Consider the following 19,459-nt stretch of genomic DNA (forward strand, 5'->3'; position numbering starts at 1 on the left):
GCGCGCGGTCGACCACGACACTGAACCCATCGACGGGCTTCGGGCACGTGTCCGAGGGTCGTTGTGCACCAGTTCGATATGTGACATATTACTGATATCGCACGAACCGGAGAGGAGCGCCCATGATCAGCGACGTCGTCATCGTGGGCGCCGGCATCGTCGGCGCGGCCTGCGCCCGTGCGCTCGCCATGGCCGGGGAGCGCGTCACCGTGCTCGAACGCGGGGCCGCGGCATCCGGCACGAGTGCGAAGGGCGAGGGCAACCTGCTCGTCAGCGACAAGGGCCCCGGCGCCGAACTCGACCTCGCGGTCTACGCCTCGTCGCTCTGGCCGGGCCTCGTCGCCGAACTCGCCGACGAGCTCGGCCCCGGCTTCCCCGCCCTCGAGTACGAGCGCAAGGGCGGCCTGGTCGTCGCGACGACGGATGCCGGTGCCGAGCCGTTGCTGGCCTTCGCCGCGACCCAGCGCATGGCCGGCGTCGACGCCCGCGCGGTGTCCGTCGCCGACGCGCTCGCGCTCGAGCCGTGGCTGAACCCGGCGATCACCGCCGCGGTGCACTACCCCGACGACGCGCAGGTGCAGCCCGTCATCGCGACCGAGGCGCTGCTCGCGTCGGCCCGCCGCCACGGCGCGATCGTGCGAACGGGCGTCACGGTGACCGGTGCGACGCGCGATGCAGACGGCCGCGTGTCGGGCGTGACCACAGATGCCGGCGACGTGGCCGGAGGCGCCGTGCTCATCGCGGCCGGACCCTGGTCGGGCGAGGTCGCGAGCGCCATGGGCGTTCGCCTGCCCGTGAAGCCCCGCCGTGGCATGGTGCTCGTCACCACGCGCATGCCGCACCGCGTGTTCCACAAGGTCTACGACGGCGACTACTTCGGCGCCACCCAGTCGTCCGATGCCGCGCTGCAGACCTCGAGCGTCGTCGAGTCGACGGCCGCGGGCACGGTGCTGCTCGGCTCCAGCCGCGAGCAGGTCGGGTTCGACGAGCGCCTGCGCGTCGACGTGATCCGCGAGGTCGCGGGCAAGGCGCTGCGCCTGTTCCCGTTCCTCGCCGGCGCCTCGATCATGCGCACCTACGGCGGATTCCGTCCGTTCATGCCTGACCACCTTCCCGTGATCGGCGAAGACCACCGGGTGCCGGGGCTCTGGCACGCGAGCGGGCACGAGGGCGCCGGCATCGGCCTCTCGCTCGCGACCGCCGAGCTGCTCGTCGCCGGCCTGCTCGGCACGCCGGCGCCCCTCGACGCCGCGCCGTTCGGGCTGGAGCGCGCATCGCTCGCACCTCACCTGCTGCCCGAGACCGAGGAGGCCGCCTGATGGCCGCGCGCATGATGCCCTCGCGGCACGACCCGATCCGGCCGAGGGGCGAGCGCCCCATCGGCATCTCGATCGACGGCGAACCGGTCGCCGGCGTCGAGGGTCAGACCATCGCCGGCGTCGTGCTCGCGACCGGCCGGCTCGCGTGGCGCAGGACCTCGGTCGACGGTCGACCCCGCGGACTCTTCTGCGGCATCGGCGTGTGCTTCGACTGCATCGTGACGGTCAACGGCGAACGCGACGTGCGGGCGTGCCAGCGCCGCGCGATCGACGGCGACGTCGTCGAGACGCAGCACGACGAGCTCCCGGAGGCGGCGCGATGAGCCCCGCCACGCCCGCGACGCCCGCCGCCGGTGCGCCCGCCGCGCGCACGGTGCTCGTGGTCGGCGCCGGCCCCGCCGGACTCGCCGCAGCGAAGGCCGCACGCGAGCGCGGGGCATCCGTGACCCTGCTCGATGCCGCCGACGCCACGGGCGGCCAGTACTGGCGCCACCTGCCAGCGTCGCGCCCCTCGGCGAACGAGCGCGCGCTGCACCACGGCTGGTCGACCTACACCGCGCTGCACGAGGAGCTCGACCGCGACCCCGGCTGCGAGATCGTGCTCGGCGCCCAGGTCTGGGCGATCGAGCAGGCGGATGCCGCGGGCGAGGCCGCCCCCGTCGCCGTGCACGTGCTCGTGGGCCCGCCCGACGGCAGCGCCAGGCGCGGCCGCACGTTCCGCCCCGACGCGCTCGTGCTCGCCACGGGCGCGCACGACCGCACCCTGCCGTTCCCCGGATGGGACCTGCCCGGCGTCTTCACGGCCGGCGCGGCGCAGGCGTTCGCGAAGGGCGAGCGCGTGGCCCTGGGCGAGCGGGTCGTCATCGCCGGAGCCGGACCGTTCCTGCTGCCCGTCGCCGCCTCGGTCGCCGCGACCGGCGCGAAGGTGCTCGGCGTCTACGAGGCGAGCCGCGTGTCGGCGCTCGTGAAGGGGTGGCTGCCGAAGCCGTGGCAGCTCGTGGGCGCCGCGAAGAAGGGCGGCGAGCTCGCGGGCTACGTCGGCACCCACCTGCGGCACCGCATCCCGTACGTCACCGGACGGGCGGTCGTCGCCGCGCACGGCACCGACCGGGTCGAGGCCGTCACGGTCGCCGAGGTCGACGCCGACTGGTCGCCGATCGCCGGCACCGAACGCCGCATCGAGGTCGACGCGGTGTGCGTGAGCCACGGGTTCACGCCACGACTCGAACTGCCGATCGCCGCCGGATGCGACCTCACCCCCGAGCGCTTCGTGCGCGTCGACGAGAGCCAGGCCACGAGCGTTCCCGGCGTCTACGCCGCCGGCGAGATCACCGGCATCGGCGGCGTCGACGCGGCCCTCGCCGAGGGCGAGATCGCCGGTCACGTCGCCGCCGGCGGCAGCCCGCGCGACGCCGACCTCGCCGCGGCCGTCGGCGCACGCCGCGCCTTCACGGGCTTCGCCGCCCGCATCGAGGCCGCGCACGGCATCCGCTCGGGCTGGACCACGTGGCTCGAGGACGACACCGTCGTCTGCCGCTGCGAGGAGGTGCCCTACGGGCGCCTGCGCGAGACGCGCGAGGCGACCTGCGCGAGCGGCCTCCGCTCGATGAAGCTCACGACCCGCGCCGGCCTCGGCATCTGCCAGGGGCGCGTCTGCGGGCGAACGGTCGAGGAGATCGTCGGCAGCCCCGCGGCATCCGTCACCACCGACCGCCGACCCATCGCCTCGCCACTGCGCCTCGGCGAACTGGCCGGCAGAGACCCCAACACCATCACGCACCGACCGTCCGAGAAAGGACACCCATGACCACCCAGAAGTTCGACCTCGGCGGCGTCGTCGTCGCGACCACGCTCGCCTTCAAGGAGGACGCCTCCGCGCCCGCAGGCCTCGCCGTCGACTACGACAGGTTCGCCGCGCACTGCGACTTCCTCATCGAGAACGGATGCCGCGGCGTCGGCCCGAACGGATCGCTCGGCGAGTACTCGAGCCTCACCGACGCCGAGCGTCGCAAGGTGATCCAGGTCGCCGTCGAGACGGTCGCGGGTCGCGGACTCGTCGTCGCGGGCGTGCACGGCGTCGGCTGGCACCAGGCCGTGCAGTGGGCCGAGTACGCGAAGGAGGACGGCGCCGACGGCGTGCTCGCCCTGCCGCCGACGATCTACCGCGCGAGCCGCAGCGAGGTCGTCGAGCACTACACGCGCCTGAACGAGGTCGGCCTGCCGATCATGCTCTACAACAACCCCTTCGACACGAAGGTCGACCTCACGCCCGACCTCGTCGCCGAGCTCGCCCAACTCGAGAACGTCGTCGCGATCAAGGAGTTCACGGCCGACATCCGCCGGGTGCTCGAGATCAAGGAACTCTGCGACATCGACGTCATCGCCGGCGCCGACGACCTGCTGTTCGAGTCGCTCGTGGTGGGTGCGACGGGCTGGTTCGCCGGCTACCCGAACGCGTTCCCGAAGGAGGCCGTCGAGATCTACGACCTCGTGAAGGCGGGCCGCATCGACGAGGCGCGCACGCTCTACACGCAGCTCGTCGCGGTGTTCCGCTGGGACTCGAAGACCGAGTTCGTGCAGGCCATCAAGCTGTCGATCGACATCGCCGGGCAGAGCTACGGTGGACCGACGCGTCCTCCGCGCGGCCCGCTGTCGGCCGAGCACGACGCGCAGGTGCGCCGCGACACGCAGAAGGCGCTCGACTACATCGCGAGCCGCTGAGCCCGCGCACCGAAGCGGACTGAAGCGAACTCAAGGGCTGGAGGAGGACGGATGCGCTCGAACCGGGTCATCTCGGCGGTCGACTCGCACACCGAGGGCATGCCGACGAGGGTCGTCACCGGAGGCGTCGGGGTCATTCCCGGCGCGACCATGAACGAGAAGCGGCTCCACTTCATGGAGCACCTCGACGACCTGCGGCTGTTCCTCATGAACGAGCCGCGAGGGCACGCCGCGATGAGCGGTGCGATCCTCCAGCCCCCGACCCGCCCAGACTGCGACTGGGGCGTCGTCTACATCGAGGTCAGCGGATGCCTGCCGATGTGCGGGCACGGCACGATCGGCGTGGCCACGGTGCTCGTCGAGACGGGCATGGTCGAGGTCGTCGAGCCGGTCACCGAGATCCGGCTCGACACCCCGGCCGGGCTCGTGATCGCGCGCGTGGCCGTGAGCGACGGCCACGCCGACTCGGTGACCATCGAGAACGTGCCGAGCTACGTCGACGTGCTCGACACGAGCATCGACGTGCCCGGGTACGGCACCATCCCGTACTCGATGGCGTTCGGCGGCAACTTCTACGCCATGGTCGACCTCGATGCGGTCGGACTCCCGTTCGACCGCGCCCGCCAGCAGGAGATCATCACGGCCGGCCTGGCGATCATGGCGGCCATCAACGAGACCGCGCCGCCGCGGCATCCGTTCATCGACGGCGTCGACCACTGCCACCACGTCGAGTTCATCGCCCCCGGGTCGGATGCCGAGCTGTCGCGCCACGCCATGGCCATCCACCCCGGCTGGTTCGACCGTTCGCCCTGCGGCACCGGCACCTCGGCCCGCATGGCCGAGCTCTGGGCCCGCGGCGAGCTCGCGCTCGACACCGACTTCGTCAACGAGTCGTTCATCGGCAGCCGGTTCGTCGGCCGCCTGATCGCCGAGACCGAGGTCGACGGGCGGCCGGCCGTGATCCCCACGATCACGGGCCGGGCCTGGGTGACGGGCACGGCGCAGTACCTGCTCGACCCGAGCGACCCGTTCCCGACGGGCTTCCAGTTCTGATCGTCGCGCCCCGACGACGCCCACACCCGTACCCGCCCGCATCCGCCGCGCACGCTCGGCACCGCACCACGGCACACCAGGAGACACCATGACCCCCGAACTCGAGACCATCGCCGCGAATGCGGCCGCGGCCGCGCAGCCCTTCGCCGACACGAACCCGCGCGATCGCGCCAGGGCCCTCGTCGCCGTGGCCGACGCGCTCGAGGCGAACGCCGACGCGCTCGTCGCGGTCGGCATGGAGGAGACCGGGCTCGCCGAGGCCCGCCTGCGGGGCGAGCTGCGCCGCACGGCCGTGCAGCTGCGGCTGTTCGCCGAGACCATCGCCTCGGGGGCGTACCTCGACGTGCGCATCGACGCCGCCGACCCCGGGTTCGCGCTCGGACCACGGCCCGACGTGCGTCGCTACCTCGTGCCGCTCGGACCGGTCGTGAACTTCGCGGCCTCGAACTTCCCGTTCGCGTTCTCGGTCGCGGGCGGCGACACCGCATCGGCGCTCGCCGCCGGCTGCCCCGTGATCCTCAAGGGCCACCCGGGTCACCCCGAGCTCACCGGGCGAACGGCGGCCGTCGTCACCGAGGCGCTCGCCGCCGCCGGCATGCCCGACGGCGTGTTCCAGGTCGTCATGGGCCAGCAGGAGGGCGTCGAGATCCTCAAGGACCCGCGCGTGAGGGCTGGCGCGTTCACCGGATCCATCCCGGCCGGGCAGTTCCTCGCCGGGGTCGCCGCATCGCGCGAGGTGCCGATCCCGTTCTTCGGCGAGCTCGGCAGCCTCAACCCCGTGTTCGTCACGCAGGCCGCGCTCGACGAGCGCGCCGACGAGATCGTCTCCGGCTTCGTCGCGAGCGTCGGCGGGTCGGCCGGGCAGCTCTGCACCAAGCCCGGGTTCGTGTTCGTGCCCGCGGGCCACGGGCTCGAGCAGGGCATCGCGGATGCCGCGGCATCCGTCGCCCCGCACCGGCTGCTGAACCCCCGCATCGCCGAGGGCTACGCCGACCGCCGCGAGACCGTGCTCGCCGCCACGGGCGTGCGCGCGATCGCCGAGGGCCGCGTCGAGCTCGACGGGGCCGGGCAGGGCTGGGTCACCCCGACCGTCGTCGCCGTGTCGCTCGACGACCTCGTCGCCGGGCGCGAACAGCTGCTCGAGGAGTCGTTCGGCCCGCTCTCGGTGCTCATCGAGGTCGAGCCGGGCACCGACCTCGCGGCGCTCGTGCCGACCCTGCTCGACGGCAACCTCACGGCCACCGTGCACGCGGCCGACGGCGAGGACGCCCCAGAACTCCGCGCGCTCGTGCGCGTGCTCACCGAGCACGCCGGACGCGTGCTCTTCGGCGGCTGGCCGACGGGCGTCGCGGTGACCCCCGCGATGCAGCACGGCGGGCCGTGGCCGGCGACCACGAACGACTCCTCCACCTCGGTCGGCACGGCCGCGATCACGCGGTTCCTGCGGCCCGTCGCCTACCAGGGTGCGCCGGAGGCGCTGCTGCCGGAACCACTGCAGTCGGCGAACCCGTGGGGCGTGCCGCAGACCGTTTCGGCGGCGGGGGAGTCGACCGGCTGGGGCGAGAACCTCTGACACGCGGCTTCCGGTACTTGCGCGCGGTCGCGCCGAGTGGTTGGTTGAGGAACAACGCCAGAGTAAGGAGCACATCATGGGTTTCTTCGCATTTCTGATCCTCGGCCTCATCGCCGGGGCGATCGCCAAGCTGATCCTGCCGGGCAAGCAGGGCGGCGGGTGGTTCATCACCCTCCTGCTCGGCGTCGTCGGGGCATTCCTCGGCGGGTGGCTCGGCAGCCTCATCTTCGGGGTCGGCCTCAACGAGTTCTGGTCGTGGAGCACGTGGCTCCTCGCCATCGCCGGCTCGATCGTCGTGCTGCTCATCTACGGGCTCGTCACGCGCAACAGCCGCAAGACGGCCTGACCACCACCACAACGACGACGCGGCCTCGGCCGCACGACACGAGCGGATGACGGTTCGACCGTCATCCGCTCGTTCGCGTTCGGCGTCGTTCGCGTTCGCCGGCGTCGAGCGGCGCGGTGCTACCGTGAGAACGCGATCGCATCAGACGTCATCGCTCGGGAGGAGGCCGTCGTGGAACACGTCGTCGCCCTCCTGCGCCTGATCCAGGGCGTGCTCGAACCGCAGCTCGCGGGCGACGCGCACCTCACGGCGATCGTCATCGGCGCGCTCTCCATCGCCGCCGTCGCGGTCATCGTCACGTCGTACCGGGCCGTTCCCGCGCTCGTGGGCGCCGATCCCAGCAGCGCGTCGCTGCGGCATCGGCAGACGGTCGATCCCGGTCGCCTCATCGCGCAGAGCGACCCCGACGCGGCCGGGCGCCCTCGCCCCAGGGCGCCGGGGCGCGGCATCCAGGCCGCGTAGCGACATCCGCCCACCGCCCCGCGCCCGCGGGAGCCGAGGCGACCCATGCGCCGACGCGGCCAGACGGATCCCACTCCGCTCCGACCGCTAGGACGCACCCATGGACCTCTACGCCTTTCCCCCCATCGCCGCCGTGCTCGACGTGGCCTACTCGCTGCTCATGTCGCTCTCGAACCTGCTCGAGCCGATCGCGGGCGCCTCGAGCGCCGCGCTCGCGATCGTGCTCGTGACCCTGCTCGTGCGGGCCGCCCTCATTCCCGTCGGCGTCTCGCAGGCCAAGGCCGAACGCACGCGGGCGAGGCTCGCCCCCCGCCTGGCCGAGCTGCAGCGCAAGCACAAGGCGAACCCCGAACGCCTCCAGCGCGAGATGATGGCGCTCTACGCAGAGGAGGGCACCTCGCCCTTCGCCGGCTGCCTGCCGATGCTCGTGCAGATCCCGGTGGTCGGCGTGATCTACGCGCTGTTCATCCTGCCGGTCATCGCCGGGCAACCGAACGACCTGCTCACGCACACGCTGTTCGGCGTGCCGCTCGGGTCGAGCCTCGCCGGATCCGTCGCGGCCGGCACCGCGACGCCCGCGACGATCGCCGTCTTCGCCGCCATCGTGCTGCTCATCGCGCTCGTCGGCGAGGTCACCCGGCGGGCGTTCCGACCGGTCGCGGCGGCGGGTGCGGCATCCGCTCAGGGTGCTTCGGATGTCTCGACGGCGACGTCTGCCGCGGCCGGGCAGCTCCCCGGCCTGGCCGGCATGCAGGGCGTGCTCGGCCTGCTGCAGTTCGTGACGGCCGTCGTGGCGATGTTCGTGCCGCTCGCCGCGGCGGTCTACCTGCTCGTGACGGTCACGTGGACCCTCGGCCAGCGGCTCGTGCTGCGGCGGCGTTACCCCGCCGTGCCGCCCGTGGTTCCGCCTGCGCTGCCGGCCTGAGCGGGCTGTTCGGGATCCGGCGGCGAGTCGGGAGGGTTGGTCACGGGATCCCGATCGGGTGCGGGCCGGAATGCGGACACGGCGGGTCGGGCGGGCTCGTCGTCGATCAGCGCCGCGCGCATGATGCTGCGCGGGTCGTAGCGCCGAGGGTCGAGTGCACGCCAGTCCTCATCGGAGAACTCGGGCCCGAGCTCCTCGCGAACCTGCGCCGTGGTGGTCGTCGCGAACGCGCGCACCTTGGTGACGAAGCGCGCGAGGGCGGCCGCGTACACGGGAAGCCTGGTCGGGCCCACCAGCACGGCCGCGATGATGCCGATGAGGAGGAGCTTCTCGAAGGTGAGCCCGAAGCTCATCGCCCCGTGGCCGGCTGCGGGGCGGGCGGTGCCGCCGACGCGGGCTCGGGCGCGATGGTCGAGTCGACGGTGGACGCGGGTGCCGGGGCGGCCGACCCCGGCGAGGCGGCGGAGCCTGCGGCGGCGGTGGCCGCGGCATCCGCCTCATCGTCTTCGCGCATCGCCTTCATCTCGCCCTTGAAGGCGCGGGCCGACTGGCCGAGGCTTCGGGCGAGGGCCGGCAGCTTCGTGCTGCCGAACAGGAGCAGGATCACCACGACGACGATCACGAGGTGCCAGCCGGTCAGTCCTTGGAGCATCGGGGGGCCCTCCTCGGGCTCGGATGCGGCGGCCTCGGTGCCCCCGCGTCGAATGGATCGGATCGGACGGCGCGGATCGAGAGACCACGATGTCCTATTGCGGAGGATCCTATAGGTGCGCGGTCACCTGAGACAAGACTGAGGCGAAGGTTAACTATCTTGACGTCTGATCCGACATCTTTTGATTGACCAACGGCGAAACTTCCGACAGGATGACGCCTGAGCGATGCCGGGGGAAGCGTGCAGCCGGCAGCTGCGAAACGGGGTGGAACGCCCCGTGACCAGACGACGAAGTCCGGAACGCCAACCGTGACTCGAAGACGAGCGAAGGGGGGCGCCAGCACGCACTCGTGGCCGTGAAGGCCACTCGACATGTGACCGGGCCACCACCTGAGCCGATCGAAGCGGCGGTGATGACCCGGCGAGACAACCCTGACTGGCAACGAACCGACAGGAGCTGTTCAACGATGAATCCTACCCACAGGCGTTTGCGCACACGGAGACTCCTGGTCCCCGTGATCGCGCTCACCGCCGGAGCGCTCATCATCACCGGTACGCCGGCGATGGCGCACGACGGCCATGACCATGAAGCCGAGGCCGCTGCCGCGGCGCTCGACTGGACCAACTACGAGAAGATCCTGCTCACGAAGAACGTGGGCGAACCGATCGACCTCGCCGTGCTGCCCGACAGCACCGTGCTCCACACCGCACGCAACGGCGACGTCCGCCTCACCGACCCGACGTCCGGCACCACGACGGTGACGAACACCCTTCCCGTCTACGCGAACTCCGAGGACGGCCTGCAGACGGTCGCCATCGACCCCGGGTTCGAGGACAACAACTGGGTCTACCTCGTCTACGCCCCGCGCGACGCGGACGGCGACGGCGTGGCCGACACCCCGACGGGATCGGCGCCCAACTCGCTGCCCGTCGGAGCCGACGAGAGCTACTGGGAGCAGTGGGAGGGCGTCAACCGCCTCTCGCGCTTCCAGTGGACCGGCGAAGGCCTCGACCTCGCGACCGAGCAGGTCATCCTCGACGTGCCCGTGCAGCGTGGACAGTGCTGCCACGTCGGCGCGGACATCGACTTCGACGGCGACGGCAACCTCTACCTGAGCACCGGCGACAACACGCCGGCCAGCGCCCCGGGTGCCAACGGCTTCGCACCGAACAACGACGCACCGGGCATGAACCCGGGCTTCGACTCGCGACGCGGCGCCGGCAACACGAACGACCTCCGCGGCAAGATCCTGCGCATCCACGTCGAGGACGACGGCACGTACACGATCCCCGCCGGCAACCTCTTCGCGCCGGGGACCGAGAAGACGAAGCCCGAGATCTTCATCATGGGCGTGCGCAACCCGTTCCGCATCGAGGTCGACCCCGAGACGAACTCCATCTCGTGGGGCGACTACGGGCCCGACGCCACGAAGGCGGTCGCCTCGACCGCCGGCCGCGGCCCGATGGGCCTCGTCGAGTGGAACGTCGCGAGCCTGGACGACCCGCACAACTCGGGCTGGCCGTACGCGACGGGCGACAACTTGGCCTACAACGACTGGGACTTCGCGACCGCGACCCCCGGTGCGTTCTTCGACCCGGCGAACCTGGTCAACGAATCGCGCTGGAACACCGGCCTCACCGCCATCCCGCCGGCACGCGCCGCCACCCTGTACTACGGCGACAACGTCGACGACCAGCCGTGGAACGAGCTCGTCAACTTCGGCTCCGGCAGCGGCCAGGGCCCGATGGGCGGCCCGGTCTACCACTACGACGCCGACAACCCCTCGACGGCCAAGTTCCCCGAGTACTGGGACAGCAAGGCCTTCATGGGCGAGTTCTCGCAGGACTACATCGCGGCGTTCACCGTCGACTACGCGAACGACGAGGTGACGAAGATCGAGGACTTCCTCCCGAACTCCGCGCTCACCGCGGCCGCGCAGCCGATCCACGACAACCCGATGGACATCGAGTTCGGCCCCGACGGGTCGATGTACGTGCTCGACTACGGTGACGGCTTCTTCCGGGCCAACCCCGACGCCGGCCTGTACCGCATCGACTACGCCGAGGGCAACAAGGCCCCCCAGGCGCGCTTCACCGCGACGCCGGGCTCGTCCTCGGCCGCTCCGGTCGAGGTCGCGCTCGACGCATCGTCCAGCACCGACCCCGAGGGCGGCGCGCTCACCTACGCGTGGGACATCGACGGCGACGGCACGTTCGAGTACCAGGGCGCCACGGCGACCCACACGTACACCGAGCTCGGCGCCTACACGGTGCGCCTCCGGGCGACCGACGCGGGCGGAAAGTTCAGCCTGACGAGCAAGGTCATCTCGGTCGGCAACCAGGCCCCCGTGGTCAAGGTGCCGTACCCCGAGAACGGCGGCTTCTTCGACTGGGGCCAGGCGGTTCCCTACAAGGTGACCACCACCGACGCCGAAGACGGCAACGAGACCGTGTCCAGCCGCGTGGCGTGGACCTACGGGCTCGGCCACGACGAGCACGCCCACCCCGAGGTCTCGGGCACCGGCGCGACCGGCGCGTGGAAGACGGACCCCAACTCGCCGGAGCACGGCGCGGGAGCCAACCTCTACGGTGCGGTCGTCGTGACCTACGCCGACAACGGCGCGAACGGCCTGCCGGCCGCGACGGGTGAGGCCGCGCTGCGACTGAACCCGAAGACGCAGGAGGCCGAATACGCCATCCAGCGTCGAGGCGTCGTCGTCTACGAGGACGAGACCGCCTCCGGCGGCATCGCGATCCGCGGGCTCGGCACCGACGGCGGCGTCGTCGACTTCCTCCGCTACGACCCCGTGAGCTTCTCGGGGATCACCGGCGCGGTCGTCCGCGCCAACGGCGCCGGCAAGGTCGACCTCCGCTGGAACGACGTCTCGGCGGCACCGTTCGCCTCGGCGACGATCCCCGGCGGAGCCGGCTGGAAGGACGTCTCGATCACCTTCGCCAACGCGCCCAGCGGGTCGGGTCAGCTGTACGTGACCTCCACCGCCGAGCTCGCGGTCGACTCGATCAAGATGGTCGGCGCCGGTGTGGCCGACGTGACCGCGCCGACCGTGGCGCACACGCTCACGCCGAGCACCCCGAAGGGCGTCGGCGGCGTGTTCAACGAGCCGGTCCGGTTCGCCGTGCAGCCCGCCGACAACGGTGCCCTCGCCAGCGTGCAGTACTCGCGCGACGGCGGTGCGACGTGGACCGCGCTCGCTGCGAACCAGCAGTACGGCGTGACCTTCCAGGCGAAGGGCACGTACGACCTGCAGTACCGCGCCACCGACACCGGCGGCAACGTCTCGGCGGTCAAGACCGTGAAGTTCTCGGTCGACCTCGACGCGCCGAACGAGCCGACGGTCGACAGCCGCACGCTCGTGACGCTCGGCTCCTCGCGGGCCGCGTACGGCGACGAGACCGCGGTGGCCGTGCAAGTGACCGGCGAGGGCGGCGTGCCGTCCGGCGAGGTCGCACTCACCATCGGCGAGACCGAGGTCGGTCGCGGCACCCTCGACGCGGAAGGACGGGCGAGCATCACCCTCCCGGCCGACCTCGCCGTCGGCACCCACACGATCCGGGTGAGCTACCTCGCCGACGAGGTCTTCAAGACCTCGGCCGGCACGGCGCGACTCACGGTCTCGCAGACGAAGTCGATCACCGACGTCACCGTCTCGCCCGACCCGGTCAAGCCCGCGGTCGCCGCGAAGGCGACGATCCAGGTCGAGTCGACGACGGGGATCGTTCCCGTCGGCGGCGTCACGGTCACGGTGCGCAAGGGCACCGCGACGGTCGCGACGGTCACCGGAACGCTCGACGCGTCCGGCCACGTCGTGGTCACCCTGCCGAAGCTCGCAGTCGGCTCCTACCAGATCCAGGCGGCCTACGACGGATCCTCCGGCGTGGCCAAGAGCACGGACACGGCCACCCTGACCGTGCGCCAGTGAACCCGGTGGGGCCCGCACGCCGTGCGGGCCCCACCAACCCGACCGACCCGGCCCCCGGTTCGGTCTCACCTCGAAGGAGAGAGATGAGTCACCACACTCACGGCCACCCGACGGTGTCGGCCAAGCCGATGAGCCGCCGGAACCTGCTGCAGGCGCTGGCCGCATCATCCGTCGCCGTCGGCCTCGGGGCGTTCGCCGCCCCGACCGCGGCGTCCGCACTGGGCGCTGCACCCGCAGCGCTTCCCGCCGCGCTCCCCACCGCCAGCGGCGGGGCGCGCCTCGTGCCCGTCAACCGCATCGGCATCCAGCTGTTCACCGTCCGCGACAAGCTCAGCGGTGCTGGCTCGATCGGCTTCCGTCGCCTGTTCGAGGAGCTCAGCGCGATCGGCTACTCCGAGGTCGAGTTCGCCGGGTACACGCAGGGCGGTGCGGGCGCGATCACGCCCGCCGAGATCCGGCAGCTGCTCGACGACAACGGTCTCCGTGCCGTTGGCTCGCACGCCACGCTCAACCCGGGCAACATCGACGCGCAGCTCGAGATCGCGAACACCCTCGGCATGCAGTACCTGGGTCAGGGTGGTCCGATCGCCTCCGGGCGCGCCGACTCGGCGTGGGTCACCGCGGCGCAGACGTGGAACCAGATGGGCGTCAAGGCCGAGGCCGCCGGCGTCACGCTCTACACGCACACCCACCAGGGCGAATGGAACTGGACGACGGATGCGAACGGCGCCAACACGAACCGCCGCGTGTACGACCTCCTCTGGACCGAGTTCGATCCCGATCTCGTGGCATTCGAGATGGACATCTACTGGGCCTACGTCGGCCGGCACCTGTTCCCCGGGTTCGAACCGGTCGAGTACCTCAAGCGCGACCCCCGCCGCTTCCCGCTCGTGCACCTCAAGGACGGCAAGCTCAACCCGGCCAACGGCAACGGCTACGACATCATCGAGTTCGGCGCCGGCGACATCCCCTACGCGCAGATCCTCAAGGAGCTGCAGCGCAACCGCGGCCAGCGCTTCGGCATGTACGAGCAGGACAACGCCGGTTCGACCGCCGCCGGCGGCAACCCCGTGAACTCGCTCGGCAACGCCGACCGCAGCTACGACCAGATCGCCGCGCTGCGCGGCTGACCAACGAAACCCGAAAGGAGACATACCCAGATGAGAAACACATTCAAGGTCTCGGCCATCGCGTTGCTCGTCGCAGGCGGAAGCCTCGTCGCGGTCCCCGCGTACGCGGCGGACCTGAGCTGCGCCGGTGACATCGGCGACCAGGTCGTCGCCGGCAACCTCGTCGTCGGCGACGGCGTCGACTGCGTCGTCGGCGGCGCGACCGTGCAGGGCGACGTCATCGTCGAGCCGGGCGGCTGGCTCGACGCCACGTCGGTCATCGTCGAGGGCGACGTCGTCGCGACCGACGCGTACGGCGTGCTGCTCGACGGCACGAGCGTCGCCGGCGACATCAGCGTCTACTCGGCGGACACCGAGCTCGGCTTCCTCTACGTGAACGACCTCGAGGTCGGCGGCTCCGTCGCCGCAGGCGGGGTCGACGTCGAGGTGACCGACAGCACGATCGGCGGTTCGCTCACCACGCAGGAGGCGAACTACGTCGACGTGGTGCGCACCTCGGTCGTCGGCGACGTCTCGATCGACGGGTCCGCGTGGGGCGTGTCTGTCGCAGGCGCGATCGTGCAGGGCAGCGTGACGGTCAGCGGCAGCGCTCGCGACGTGCTCATCGGTGCGGATGCCGATGGCGCGGCTGATGCGTTCGCCAACACGATCGGCGGCGACCTCGTGCTGACCGGCAACTCGGCCAACCTGCGCGTCGCAGCGACGACCGTGCAGGGCGCGATCGAGCTGTCGGACAACGACCCGGCGGCGGCGTTCGGCTCGGGCGTGGCAGCGGGCTCGGTCGTGGGCGACTACACCGGCACCGCGCCGGGCGTCCCCGCAGCCGGTGACCAGGCGATCGCCGTGACGGTGCCGAACCAGGCTCCGGGCGAGCTGATCTGGGAGCTCGAGGGCTCGTCGGCGCTCGTCGACCTCGGCGTGGCCGAGGAGCAGCTCGACCACTTCGAGGCATCCGGCGAGATCGTCCCGATCCGAGTGCAGGACACCCGCGCAGGCAACCCCGAGTGGTCGCTCACCGCACAGGTGTCCAACTTCTCGGCCGGCGGCGACCCCGTCTCGAGCAAGTACCTGGGCTGGACCCCGGAGGTGACGGATGCCGCAGGCGGCGCCGTCGCCGGTGCTCCGGTGCAGTCCGGCTTCGACGGTGGGGACGGCCTCTCGGTCGCCCGCACCCTCGCCGGCGCTCCCGACGGTCACGCCCGCAGCGCGTCCGTCGTCGGTGCCGACCTCGAGCTGAAGCTTCCGCTCGAGACCCCTCGTGGCACGTACACCGCGACGATCACGCTGACCGCGCTCAGCTGATCACCCGTCCGGGCCCCGGTTCGCCGGGGCCCGGACACCCCATTCTCCGAACCGCACGAAAGCGAGCGAGCGCCCATGTCCCAGGCCGTCACCTCCCAGTCCACCGCAGCCCGCGCACGTCGCGGCCGCCACGTCGCAGCAGCCCATCGGCCGCAGCAGGGTCGCATCGGGCCCGAGACGCTCCGCCTGCTGCTCGGCGCCGCCATCGCACTCGTCCTCGCGCTCTCCGCCTGGCTCGGCTCCGTCGCCGGAGCCGGCGCCGCGCATGCCGCCGAAGACGAACCGAGCGACACGACCGTGTCCTGGAGCGTCCGCCCCGCGGACACCCTGCAGGGCACCGCCCGCCCCAACTTCGCGTACGAGGCGCTTCCGGGCCAGTCGGTCGCCGACGCCCTCCTCGTGACCAACCGCAGCACGACGAGCATCGACCTCGAGGTGTACGCCGCCGACGGGTTCCTCACGCCCGACGGCTCGCTCGACATCCTGCCGAAGGACCAGGAGTCGGTCGAACTCGGCAGCTGGGTCGAGATCGCCTCGCCGAGCATCACGCTCGCGAGCGGGCAGACCATGGAGATCCCCTTCGAGCTGACCGTGCCAGAGGACGCACCGCCCGGCGACTACGCCGCCGGCGTGGTCGCGTCGATGAGCGTCGACGCCGCCGGCGTCATCACCGAGCGACGGCTCGGCTCACGCGTCCACCTGCGGGTCAGCGGCGACCTCGTTCCCGCCTTGACGGTGACGGATGTCTCGGTCGCCTACACCGGCACGCCGGTGCCGTTCGCCCCGGGCGACGGCAGCGTGACCTTCACGCTCACGAACACCGGCAACACGAGGCTCGCGCCCGACGCGGTCGTGCAGCTCTCGGGCCCGTTCGGGCTCGCGCCGGTGACGGTGCGCGGCTCGGACCTCCCCGAGCTGCTGCCCGGCAGCACGATCGAGCACACCGTGCAGGTCGCCGGGGTCGCCCCGCTCGGGCTCGTGACGGCGGATGTCGCCGCTGACGCCGACGTCGTCGTGCGGCCGGGGGACACCCAGACGCCGCCGGAGGTGGCCGGGGCCTCGGCCTCCGCCTCGGGCTGGGCCGTGCCGTGGACCTCGATGGCGCTCGTGCTGCTCGTGGCCGGCCTCGTGACCTGGTGGCTCCTCGCCCGGCGTCGGGCGAAGGCCGCGAAGGCGAAGGCGATCGACGAGGCGGTGGCGGCAGCACTCGCGGCGCGCGATGCCGCGGATGCCGTGCCCGCATCGGATGCCGTGCCCGCCGCGAGTGCCGCGGCGGAGCCGCCCTCGGGCGATGGGCCGGACGACGAACCCGGCACCGGTGACGAGCCCGCGCGGGAGCGCGTCGTCACCGGCTGACCGCACAGACCGCCGGCGGCGCGAGGAGGGACACCACGCGCCGTCGGCGTGCCACATGGCGCTCGACGCCGAGGAGCGGCCGCTCATGCAGCGGCCGCTCCTGCATGCCCGCAGGCGCGCCCCAGGCGCCTCGCATGTCGGGACGCAGGCGCGACTCGGGCGTGATTCAGGCGCGACGTCTGCGCGACGCAGGCACGGCTCGACCGCGACGCAGTGGCACGAAGAAGCCCGGACCCGCGATGCGGGCCCGGGCGACGTCTGGAGACGCTGGTTGCCGGTCAGGCGCGGATGAAGCCCGCGCTCAGCGATTCCGGCGAGAGTGCGTGCTCGACGGCCAGCATGCTCGCGCCGATGATCGCGGCCTTGTCGGCCGCCTGCGACTGCACGATCGACAGGTTCTCGGTGGCCAACGGCGTGGACCGGGTGTAGACGACCTCGCGGACGCCGGCGATGAGCTGTTCGCCCACGCGGGCCATTCCGCCGCCGATCGCGATGACCGAGGGGTTCATCAGGCTCACGCACGCGGTCAGCACCTCGCCGATGTCGCGCCCGGCCTGGCGCACGGCCAGGATGGCGTCGATGTTGCCGCGCTTGACGAGGTCGACGACGTCGGTGCCGGTCTGCGCCTCGACGCCCTGCTCGCGCAGGGCGCGGGCGATCGCGGGGCCCGAGGCGAGCGCCTCGATGCAGCCGCGGTTGCCGCACTGGCACGGGACGTTCGCGCCGCGCGCGATCTGCACGTGCCCGATGTCGCCGGCGATGCCCTGGGCGCCGCGCTGGAGGGCGCCGCCCGAGATGAGGCCGGCGCCGATGCCCGTGGCGATCTTGACGAACATGAGGTGCTGCACGTTCGGCCATGCCACGGCGCGCTCGCCGAGCGCCATGATGTTCACGTCGTTGTCGACGAGCACGGGCACCGGCAGGTGCTGCTGCACCCAGCCCGGGATGTCGAAGCGATCCCAGCCGGGCATGATCGGCGGGTTCACGGGTTGGCCGGTCGAGTGCTCGACGGGGCCAGGCACGCCGATGCCGACGGCGGCGACGTGCGATCGGTCGCGGTCGGTGCGCTCGAGGAGGAGCGCGGCGCCCTCGACGAGCCAGGTGAGCACCGGCTCGGGCCCGAGCGAGACGTCGAGGGGTTCGCTGTGCTCGGCGAGCACGGCGCCGGTGAGGTCGGTGATCGCGACGGTCGCGTGGGAGGCGCCGATGTCGGCGGCCACGACGACCTTCGCCGCCGGGTTGAGGGCGAACTGCGACGGCGGTCGCCCGCCGGTCGAGACGGCGTCGGCGACGGGCGTGATCAGGCCCATTCGCATGAGCTCGTCGACCCGCGCGGCGATGGTCGAGCGGGCGAGGCCGGTCGACTTGGCCAGCTCGGCGCGGGTGCGGGGCACACCGTCACGGAGCAGCTGGAACAGCTGGCTCACGCCGGTGACGGTCTGCGGTGAATCGGTCGTCATAGGTGTCACGCTCTCGGTATACCACTACTTACGTCGAGATCCGGGTGACTTCTGCGCTGCTGACCCCTGAAAACGGGGGTCAGCAGCGCAGATGTCGGACGATCTCAGGAACTCGACCTGCCGCCCTGCTTGGCGAAGCGCTGCTGGAGCAGCACCGCGACGATGATGATGACGCCCTTCGCCACGGCCTGCACCGACGACGAGAGGTTGTTCTGCACGAAGACGTTCGTCAGCGTGGCGAAGATGAGCACGCCGAGCACGGTGCCGGTGACCGTGCCACGGCCACCGGCGAGCAGGGTGCCGCCGACGACGACCGCGGCGATGGCGTCGAGCTCGTAGAGCTGGCCGTGCGTCGACGTGCCGGCCGTGGTGCGGCCGAGGATCATGACGGCCGCGATGCCGGCCGTCAGGCCCGCGAGCGCGTACAGCCACACGGTGTGCCGCTTCACGTTGATGCCCGCGAGCCGCGAGGCCTCGCTGTTGCCGCCGATGGCGACCGTGCGGCGGCCGAACGTCGTGCGGTTGAGGAGGACCCAGCCGCCGACGGCGACAAGAGCGAAGATCCAGATCAGGATGTCGACGCCCAGGAAGTCGGCGTTGAAGAAGGAGATGAACTCGCGCGAGCCGATGGTGAGCGTGCGGCGCTCGGCGAGGATCTCGGCGAGACCGCGGGCCGCGACGAGCATCGCGAGCGTGGCCATGAACGCGACGACGTTGCCGTACGCGATCACGATGCCGTTGACGAGCCCGGCGAAGATGCCGACCACCAGCGCGACGATGACCATCACGACCCAGTGCGAGCCCTCGGCGAGGTCCTGCGTCACCGCGAGGGTGGCGGCGATCGAGGCGAGCCCCATGACCGAGCCGACCGACAGGTCGATGCCGCCGGCGATGATGACGAAGGTCATGCCGACGCTGATGACGCCGATGATCGACGCCTGCCGCAGGATCGTGAGTGCGTTGCTGGTCGTGGTGAACGTGTCGGGCGCGCTGATCGCGCCGACCACCACGATGAGCACGAGTGCCAGCACGAGGCCGAGGTTGCGCCCGACGGACCCGGACATCAGTCGGCGGATGGGGGACACCGGTGCCTCGACGCTCGTCGCTGACGTGGTGGGGTTCGGCTCGGCGACGACTTCAGCGCCGGGGGTGGTCTGCTCGCTCATGCGGCAGTTCCTTTCATGACGAGGTCGAGCACGCCGTGCTCGTCGATCTGGGT

Annotated in this window: 17 protein-coding genes; 13 read left to right on the plus strand and 4 right to left on the minus strand. The window is 71.8% G+C overall.

Annotated features, from left to right (window positions below):
- The first annotated feature begins 122 nt into the window (after positions 1-122).
- The 9 genes from ASE68_RS17375 (at position 123) to ASE68_RS17415 (ending at position 8,399) form a co-directional block, all read left to right on the plus strand.
- Complete coding sequence (locus ASE68_RS17375; RefSeq protein ID WP_055862502.1) at positions 123-1,319, plus strand: FAD-binding oxidoreductase; 1,197 nt, start codon at positions 123-125, stop codon at positions 1,317-1,319.
- On the plus strand, positions 1,319-1,642 hold the full coding sequence (locus ASE68_RS17380; protein WP_055862504.1) for a (2Fe-2S)-binding protein: 324 nt from the start codon (positions 1,319-1,321) through the stop codon (positions 1,640-1,642). Before ASE68_RS17375 ends, ASE68_RS17380 begins: the two co-directional genes overlap by 1 nt.
- On the plus strand, positions 1,639-3,126 hold the full coding sequence (locus ASE68_RS17385) for an FAD-dependent oxidoreductase (RefSeq protein WP_055862506.1): 1,488 nt from the start codon (positions 1,639-1,641) through the stop codon (positions 3,124-3,126). The genes ASE68_RS17380 and ASE68_RS17385 overlap by 4 nt, the downstream gene beginning before the upstream one ends.
- On the plus strand, positions 3,123-4,040 hold the full coding sequence (locus ASE68_RS17390) for a dihydrodipicolinate synthase family protein (RefSeq protein ID WP_055862508.1): 918 nt from the start codon (positions 3,123-3,125) through the stop codon (positions 4,038-4,040). Before ASE68_RS17385 ends, ASE68_RS17390 begins: the two co-directional genes overlap by 4 nt.
- 51 nt (positions 4,041-4,091) lie before the next feature.
- Positions 4,092-5,093, plus strand: a complete 1,002-nt coding sequence (locus ASE68_RS17395; protein ID WP_055862510.1) for a proline racemase family protein — start codon at positions 4,092-4,094, stop codon at positions 5,091-5,093.
- 88 nt (positions 5,094-5,181) lie between these two features.
- On the plus strand, positions 5,182-6,666 hold the full coding sequence (locus ASE68_RS17400) for an aldehyde dehydrogenase (NADP(+)) (RefSeq protein WP_055862513.1): 1,485 nt from the start codon (positions 5,182-5,184) through the stop codon (positions 6,664-6,666).
- A 76-nt stretch (positions 6,667-6,742) separates the two neighbouring features.
- Positions 6,743-7,012: a GlsB/YeaQ/YmgE family stress response membrane protein gene (locus ASE68_RS17405; RefSeq protein WP_055862515.1), complete on the plus strand. Its 270-nt coding sequence runs from the start codon at positions 6,743-6,745 to the stop codon at positions 7,010-7,012.
- A 171-nt stretch (positions 7,013-7,183) separates the two neighbouring features.
- The gene (locus tag ASE68_RS17410) at positions 7,184-7,474 is read left to right on the plus strand and encodes a DUF6412 domain-containing protein (RefSeq protein ID WP_157421741.1); all 291 of its coding nucleotides are present in this window, start codon (positions 7,184-7,186) and stop codon (positions 7,472-7,474) included.
- Positions 7,475-7,574: 100 nt separating this feature from the next.
- Positions 7,575-8,399, plus strand: coding sequence for a YidC/Oxa1 family membrane protein insertase (locus tag ASE68_RS17415; protein WP_055862518.1), 825 nt, complete (start codon positions 7,575-7,577; stop codon positions 8,397-8,399).
- Here ASE68_RS17415 and ASE68_RS17420 read toward each other — a convergent pair.
- Both ASE68_RS17420 and tatA read right to left on the minus strand, forming a co-directional pair.
- A complete protein-coding gene (locus tag ASE68_RS17420; protein ID WP_055862520.1) occupies positions 8,354-8,752 on the minus strand; it encodes a hypothetical protein in 399 nt (132 codons plus the stop codon). The genes ASE68_RS17415 and ASE68_RS17420 overlap by 46 nt on opposite strands.
- Positions 8,749-9,051, minus strand: a complete 303-nt coding sequence (gene tatA, locus ASE68_RS17425; protein WP_055862521.1) for a Sec-independent protein translocase subunit TatA — start codon at positions 9,049-9,051, stop codon at positions 8,749-8,751. The genes ASE68_RS17420 and tatA overlap by 4 nt, the downstream gene beginning before the upstream one ends.
- Before the next feature lie 515 nt (positions 9,052-9,566).
- Between tatA and ASE68_RS17430 the strand changes: the two genes are divergently transcribed.
- The 4 genes from ASE68_RS17430 (at position 9,567) to ASE68_RS17445 (ending at position 16,780) form a co-directional block, all read left to right on the plus strand.
- Complete coding sequence (locus ASE68_RS17430; protein WP_235481086.1) at positions 9,567-12,992, plus strand: PQQ-dependent sugar dehydrogenase; 3,426 nt, start codon at positions 9,567-9,569, stop codon at positions 12,990-12,992.
- 83 nt (positions 12,993-13,075) lie between these two features.
- Positions 13,076-14,122 carry a sugar phosphate isomerase/epimerase gene (locus ASE68_RS17435; RefSeq protein ID WP_235481088.1) on the plus strand — a complete coding sequence of 349 codons (1,047 nt, stop codon included), beginning with the start codon at positions 13,076-13,078 and terminating at the stop codon, positions 14,120-14,122.
- Between the two features lie 30 nt (positions 14,123-14,152).
- Positions 14,153-15,424: a hypothetical protein gene (locus tag ASE68_RS17440; RefSeq protein ID WP_055862523.1), complete on the plus strand. Its 1,272-nt coding sequence runs from the start codon at positions 14,153-14,155 to the stop codon at positions 15,422-15,424.
- Positions 15,425-15,499: 75 nt separating this feature from the next.
- Positions 15,500-16,780: a hypothetical protein gene (locus tag ASE68_RS17445; protein WP_055862525.1), complete on the plus strand. Its 1,281-nt coding sequence runs from the start codon at positions 15,500-15,502 to the stop codon at positions 16,778-16,780.
- 278 nt (positions 16,781-17,058) lie between these two features.
- Here the strand turns inward: ASE68_RS17445 and ASE68_RS17450 are convergent, their stop codons facing one another.
- Both ASE68_RS17450 and ASE68_RS17455 read right to left on the minus strand, forming a co-directional pair.
- Positions 17,059-18,240, minus strand: coding sequence for an ROK family transcriptional regulator (locus tag ASE68_RS17450; protein ID WP_055862527.1), 1,182 nt, complete (start codon positions 18,238-18,240; stop codon positions 17,059-17,061).
- A gap of 104 nt (positions 18,241-18,344) precedes the next feature.
- On the minus strand, positions 18,345-19,406 hold the full coding sequence (locus ASE68_RS17455) for an ABC transporter permease (protein ID WP_055862529.1): 1,062 nt from the start codon (positions 19,404-19,406) through the stop codon (positions 18,345-18,347).
- Positions 19,407-19,459: the final 53 nt, after the last annotated feature.

The organism is Agromyces sp. Leaf222 (assembly GCF_001421565.1).
Lineage (GTDB): Bacteria > Actinomycetota > Actinomycetes > Actinomycetales > Microbacteriaceae > Agromyces.

Excerpts from the sequence above, each read along its gene's own strand:
- ASE68_RS17385 (WP_055862506.1), top strand. The coding sequence starts at position 1,639 with ATGAGCCCCGCCACGCCCGCGACGCCCGCCGCCGGTGCGCCCGCCGCG.
- ASE68_RS17455 (WP_055862529.1), bottom strand. The coding sequence starts at position 19,406 with ATGAGCGAGCAGACCACCCCCGGCGCTGAAGTCGTCGCCGAGCCGAAC.
- ASE68_RS17380 (WP_055862504.1), top strand. The coding sequence starts at position 1,319 with ATGGCCGCGCGCATGATGCCCTCGCGGCACGACCCGATCCGGCCGAGG.
- tatA (WP_055862521.1), bottom strand. The coding sequence starts at position 9,051 with ATGCTCCAAGGACTGACCGGCTGGCACCTCGTGATCGTCGTCGTGGTG.
- ASE68_RS17445 (WP_055862525.1), top strand. The coding sequence starts at position 15,500 with ATGTCCCAGGCCGTCACCTCCCAGTCCACCGCAGCCCGCGCACGTCGC.
- ASE68_RS17395 (WP_055862510.1), top strand. The coding sequence starts at position 4,092 with ATGCGCTCGAACCGGGTCATCTCGGCGGTCGACTCGCACACCGAGGGC.
- ASE68_RS17440 (WP_055862523.1), top strand. The coding sequence starts at position 14,153 with ATGAGAAACACATTCAAGGTCTCGGCCATCGCGTTGCTCGTCGCAGGC.
- ASE68_RS17450 (WP_055862527.1), bottom strand. The coding sequence starts at position 18,240 with ATGACGACCGATTCACCGCAGACCGTCACCGGCGTGAGCCAGCTGTTC.
- ASE68_RS17405 (WP_055862515.1), top strand. The coding sequence starts at position 6,743 with ATGGGTTTCTTCGCATTTCTGATCCTCGGCCTCATCGCCGGGGCGATC.
- ASE68_RS17400 (WP_055862513.1), top strand. The coding sequence starts at position 5,182 with ATGACCCCCGAACTCGAGACCATCGCCGCGAATGCGGCCGCGGCCGCG.
- ASE68_RS17435 (WP_235481088.1), top strand. The coding sequence starts at position 13,076 with ATGAGTCACCACACTCACGGCCACCCGACGGTGTCGGCCAAGCCGATG.
- ASE68_RS17375 (WP_055862502.1), top strand. The coding sequence starts at position 123 with ATGATCAGCGACGTCGTCATCGTGGGCGCCGGCATCGTCGGCGCGGCC.
- ASE68_RS17390 (WP_055862508.1), top strand. The coding sequence starts at position 3,123 with ATGACCACCCAGAAGTTCGACCTCGGCGGCGTCGTCGTCGCGACCACG.
- ASE68_RS17415 (WP_055862518.1), top strand. The coding sequence starts at position 7,575 with ATGGACCTCTACGCCTTTCCCCCCATCGCCGCCGTGCTCGACGTGGCC.
- ASE68_RS17420 (WP_055862520.1), bottom strand. The coding sequence starts at position 8,752 with ATGAGCTTCGGGCTCACCTTCGAGAAGCTCCTCCTCATCGGCATCATC.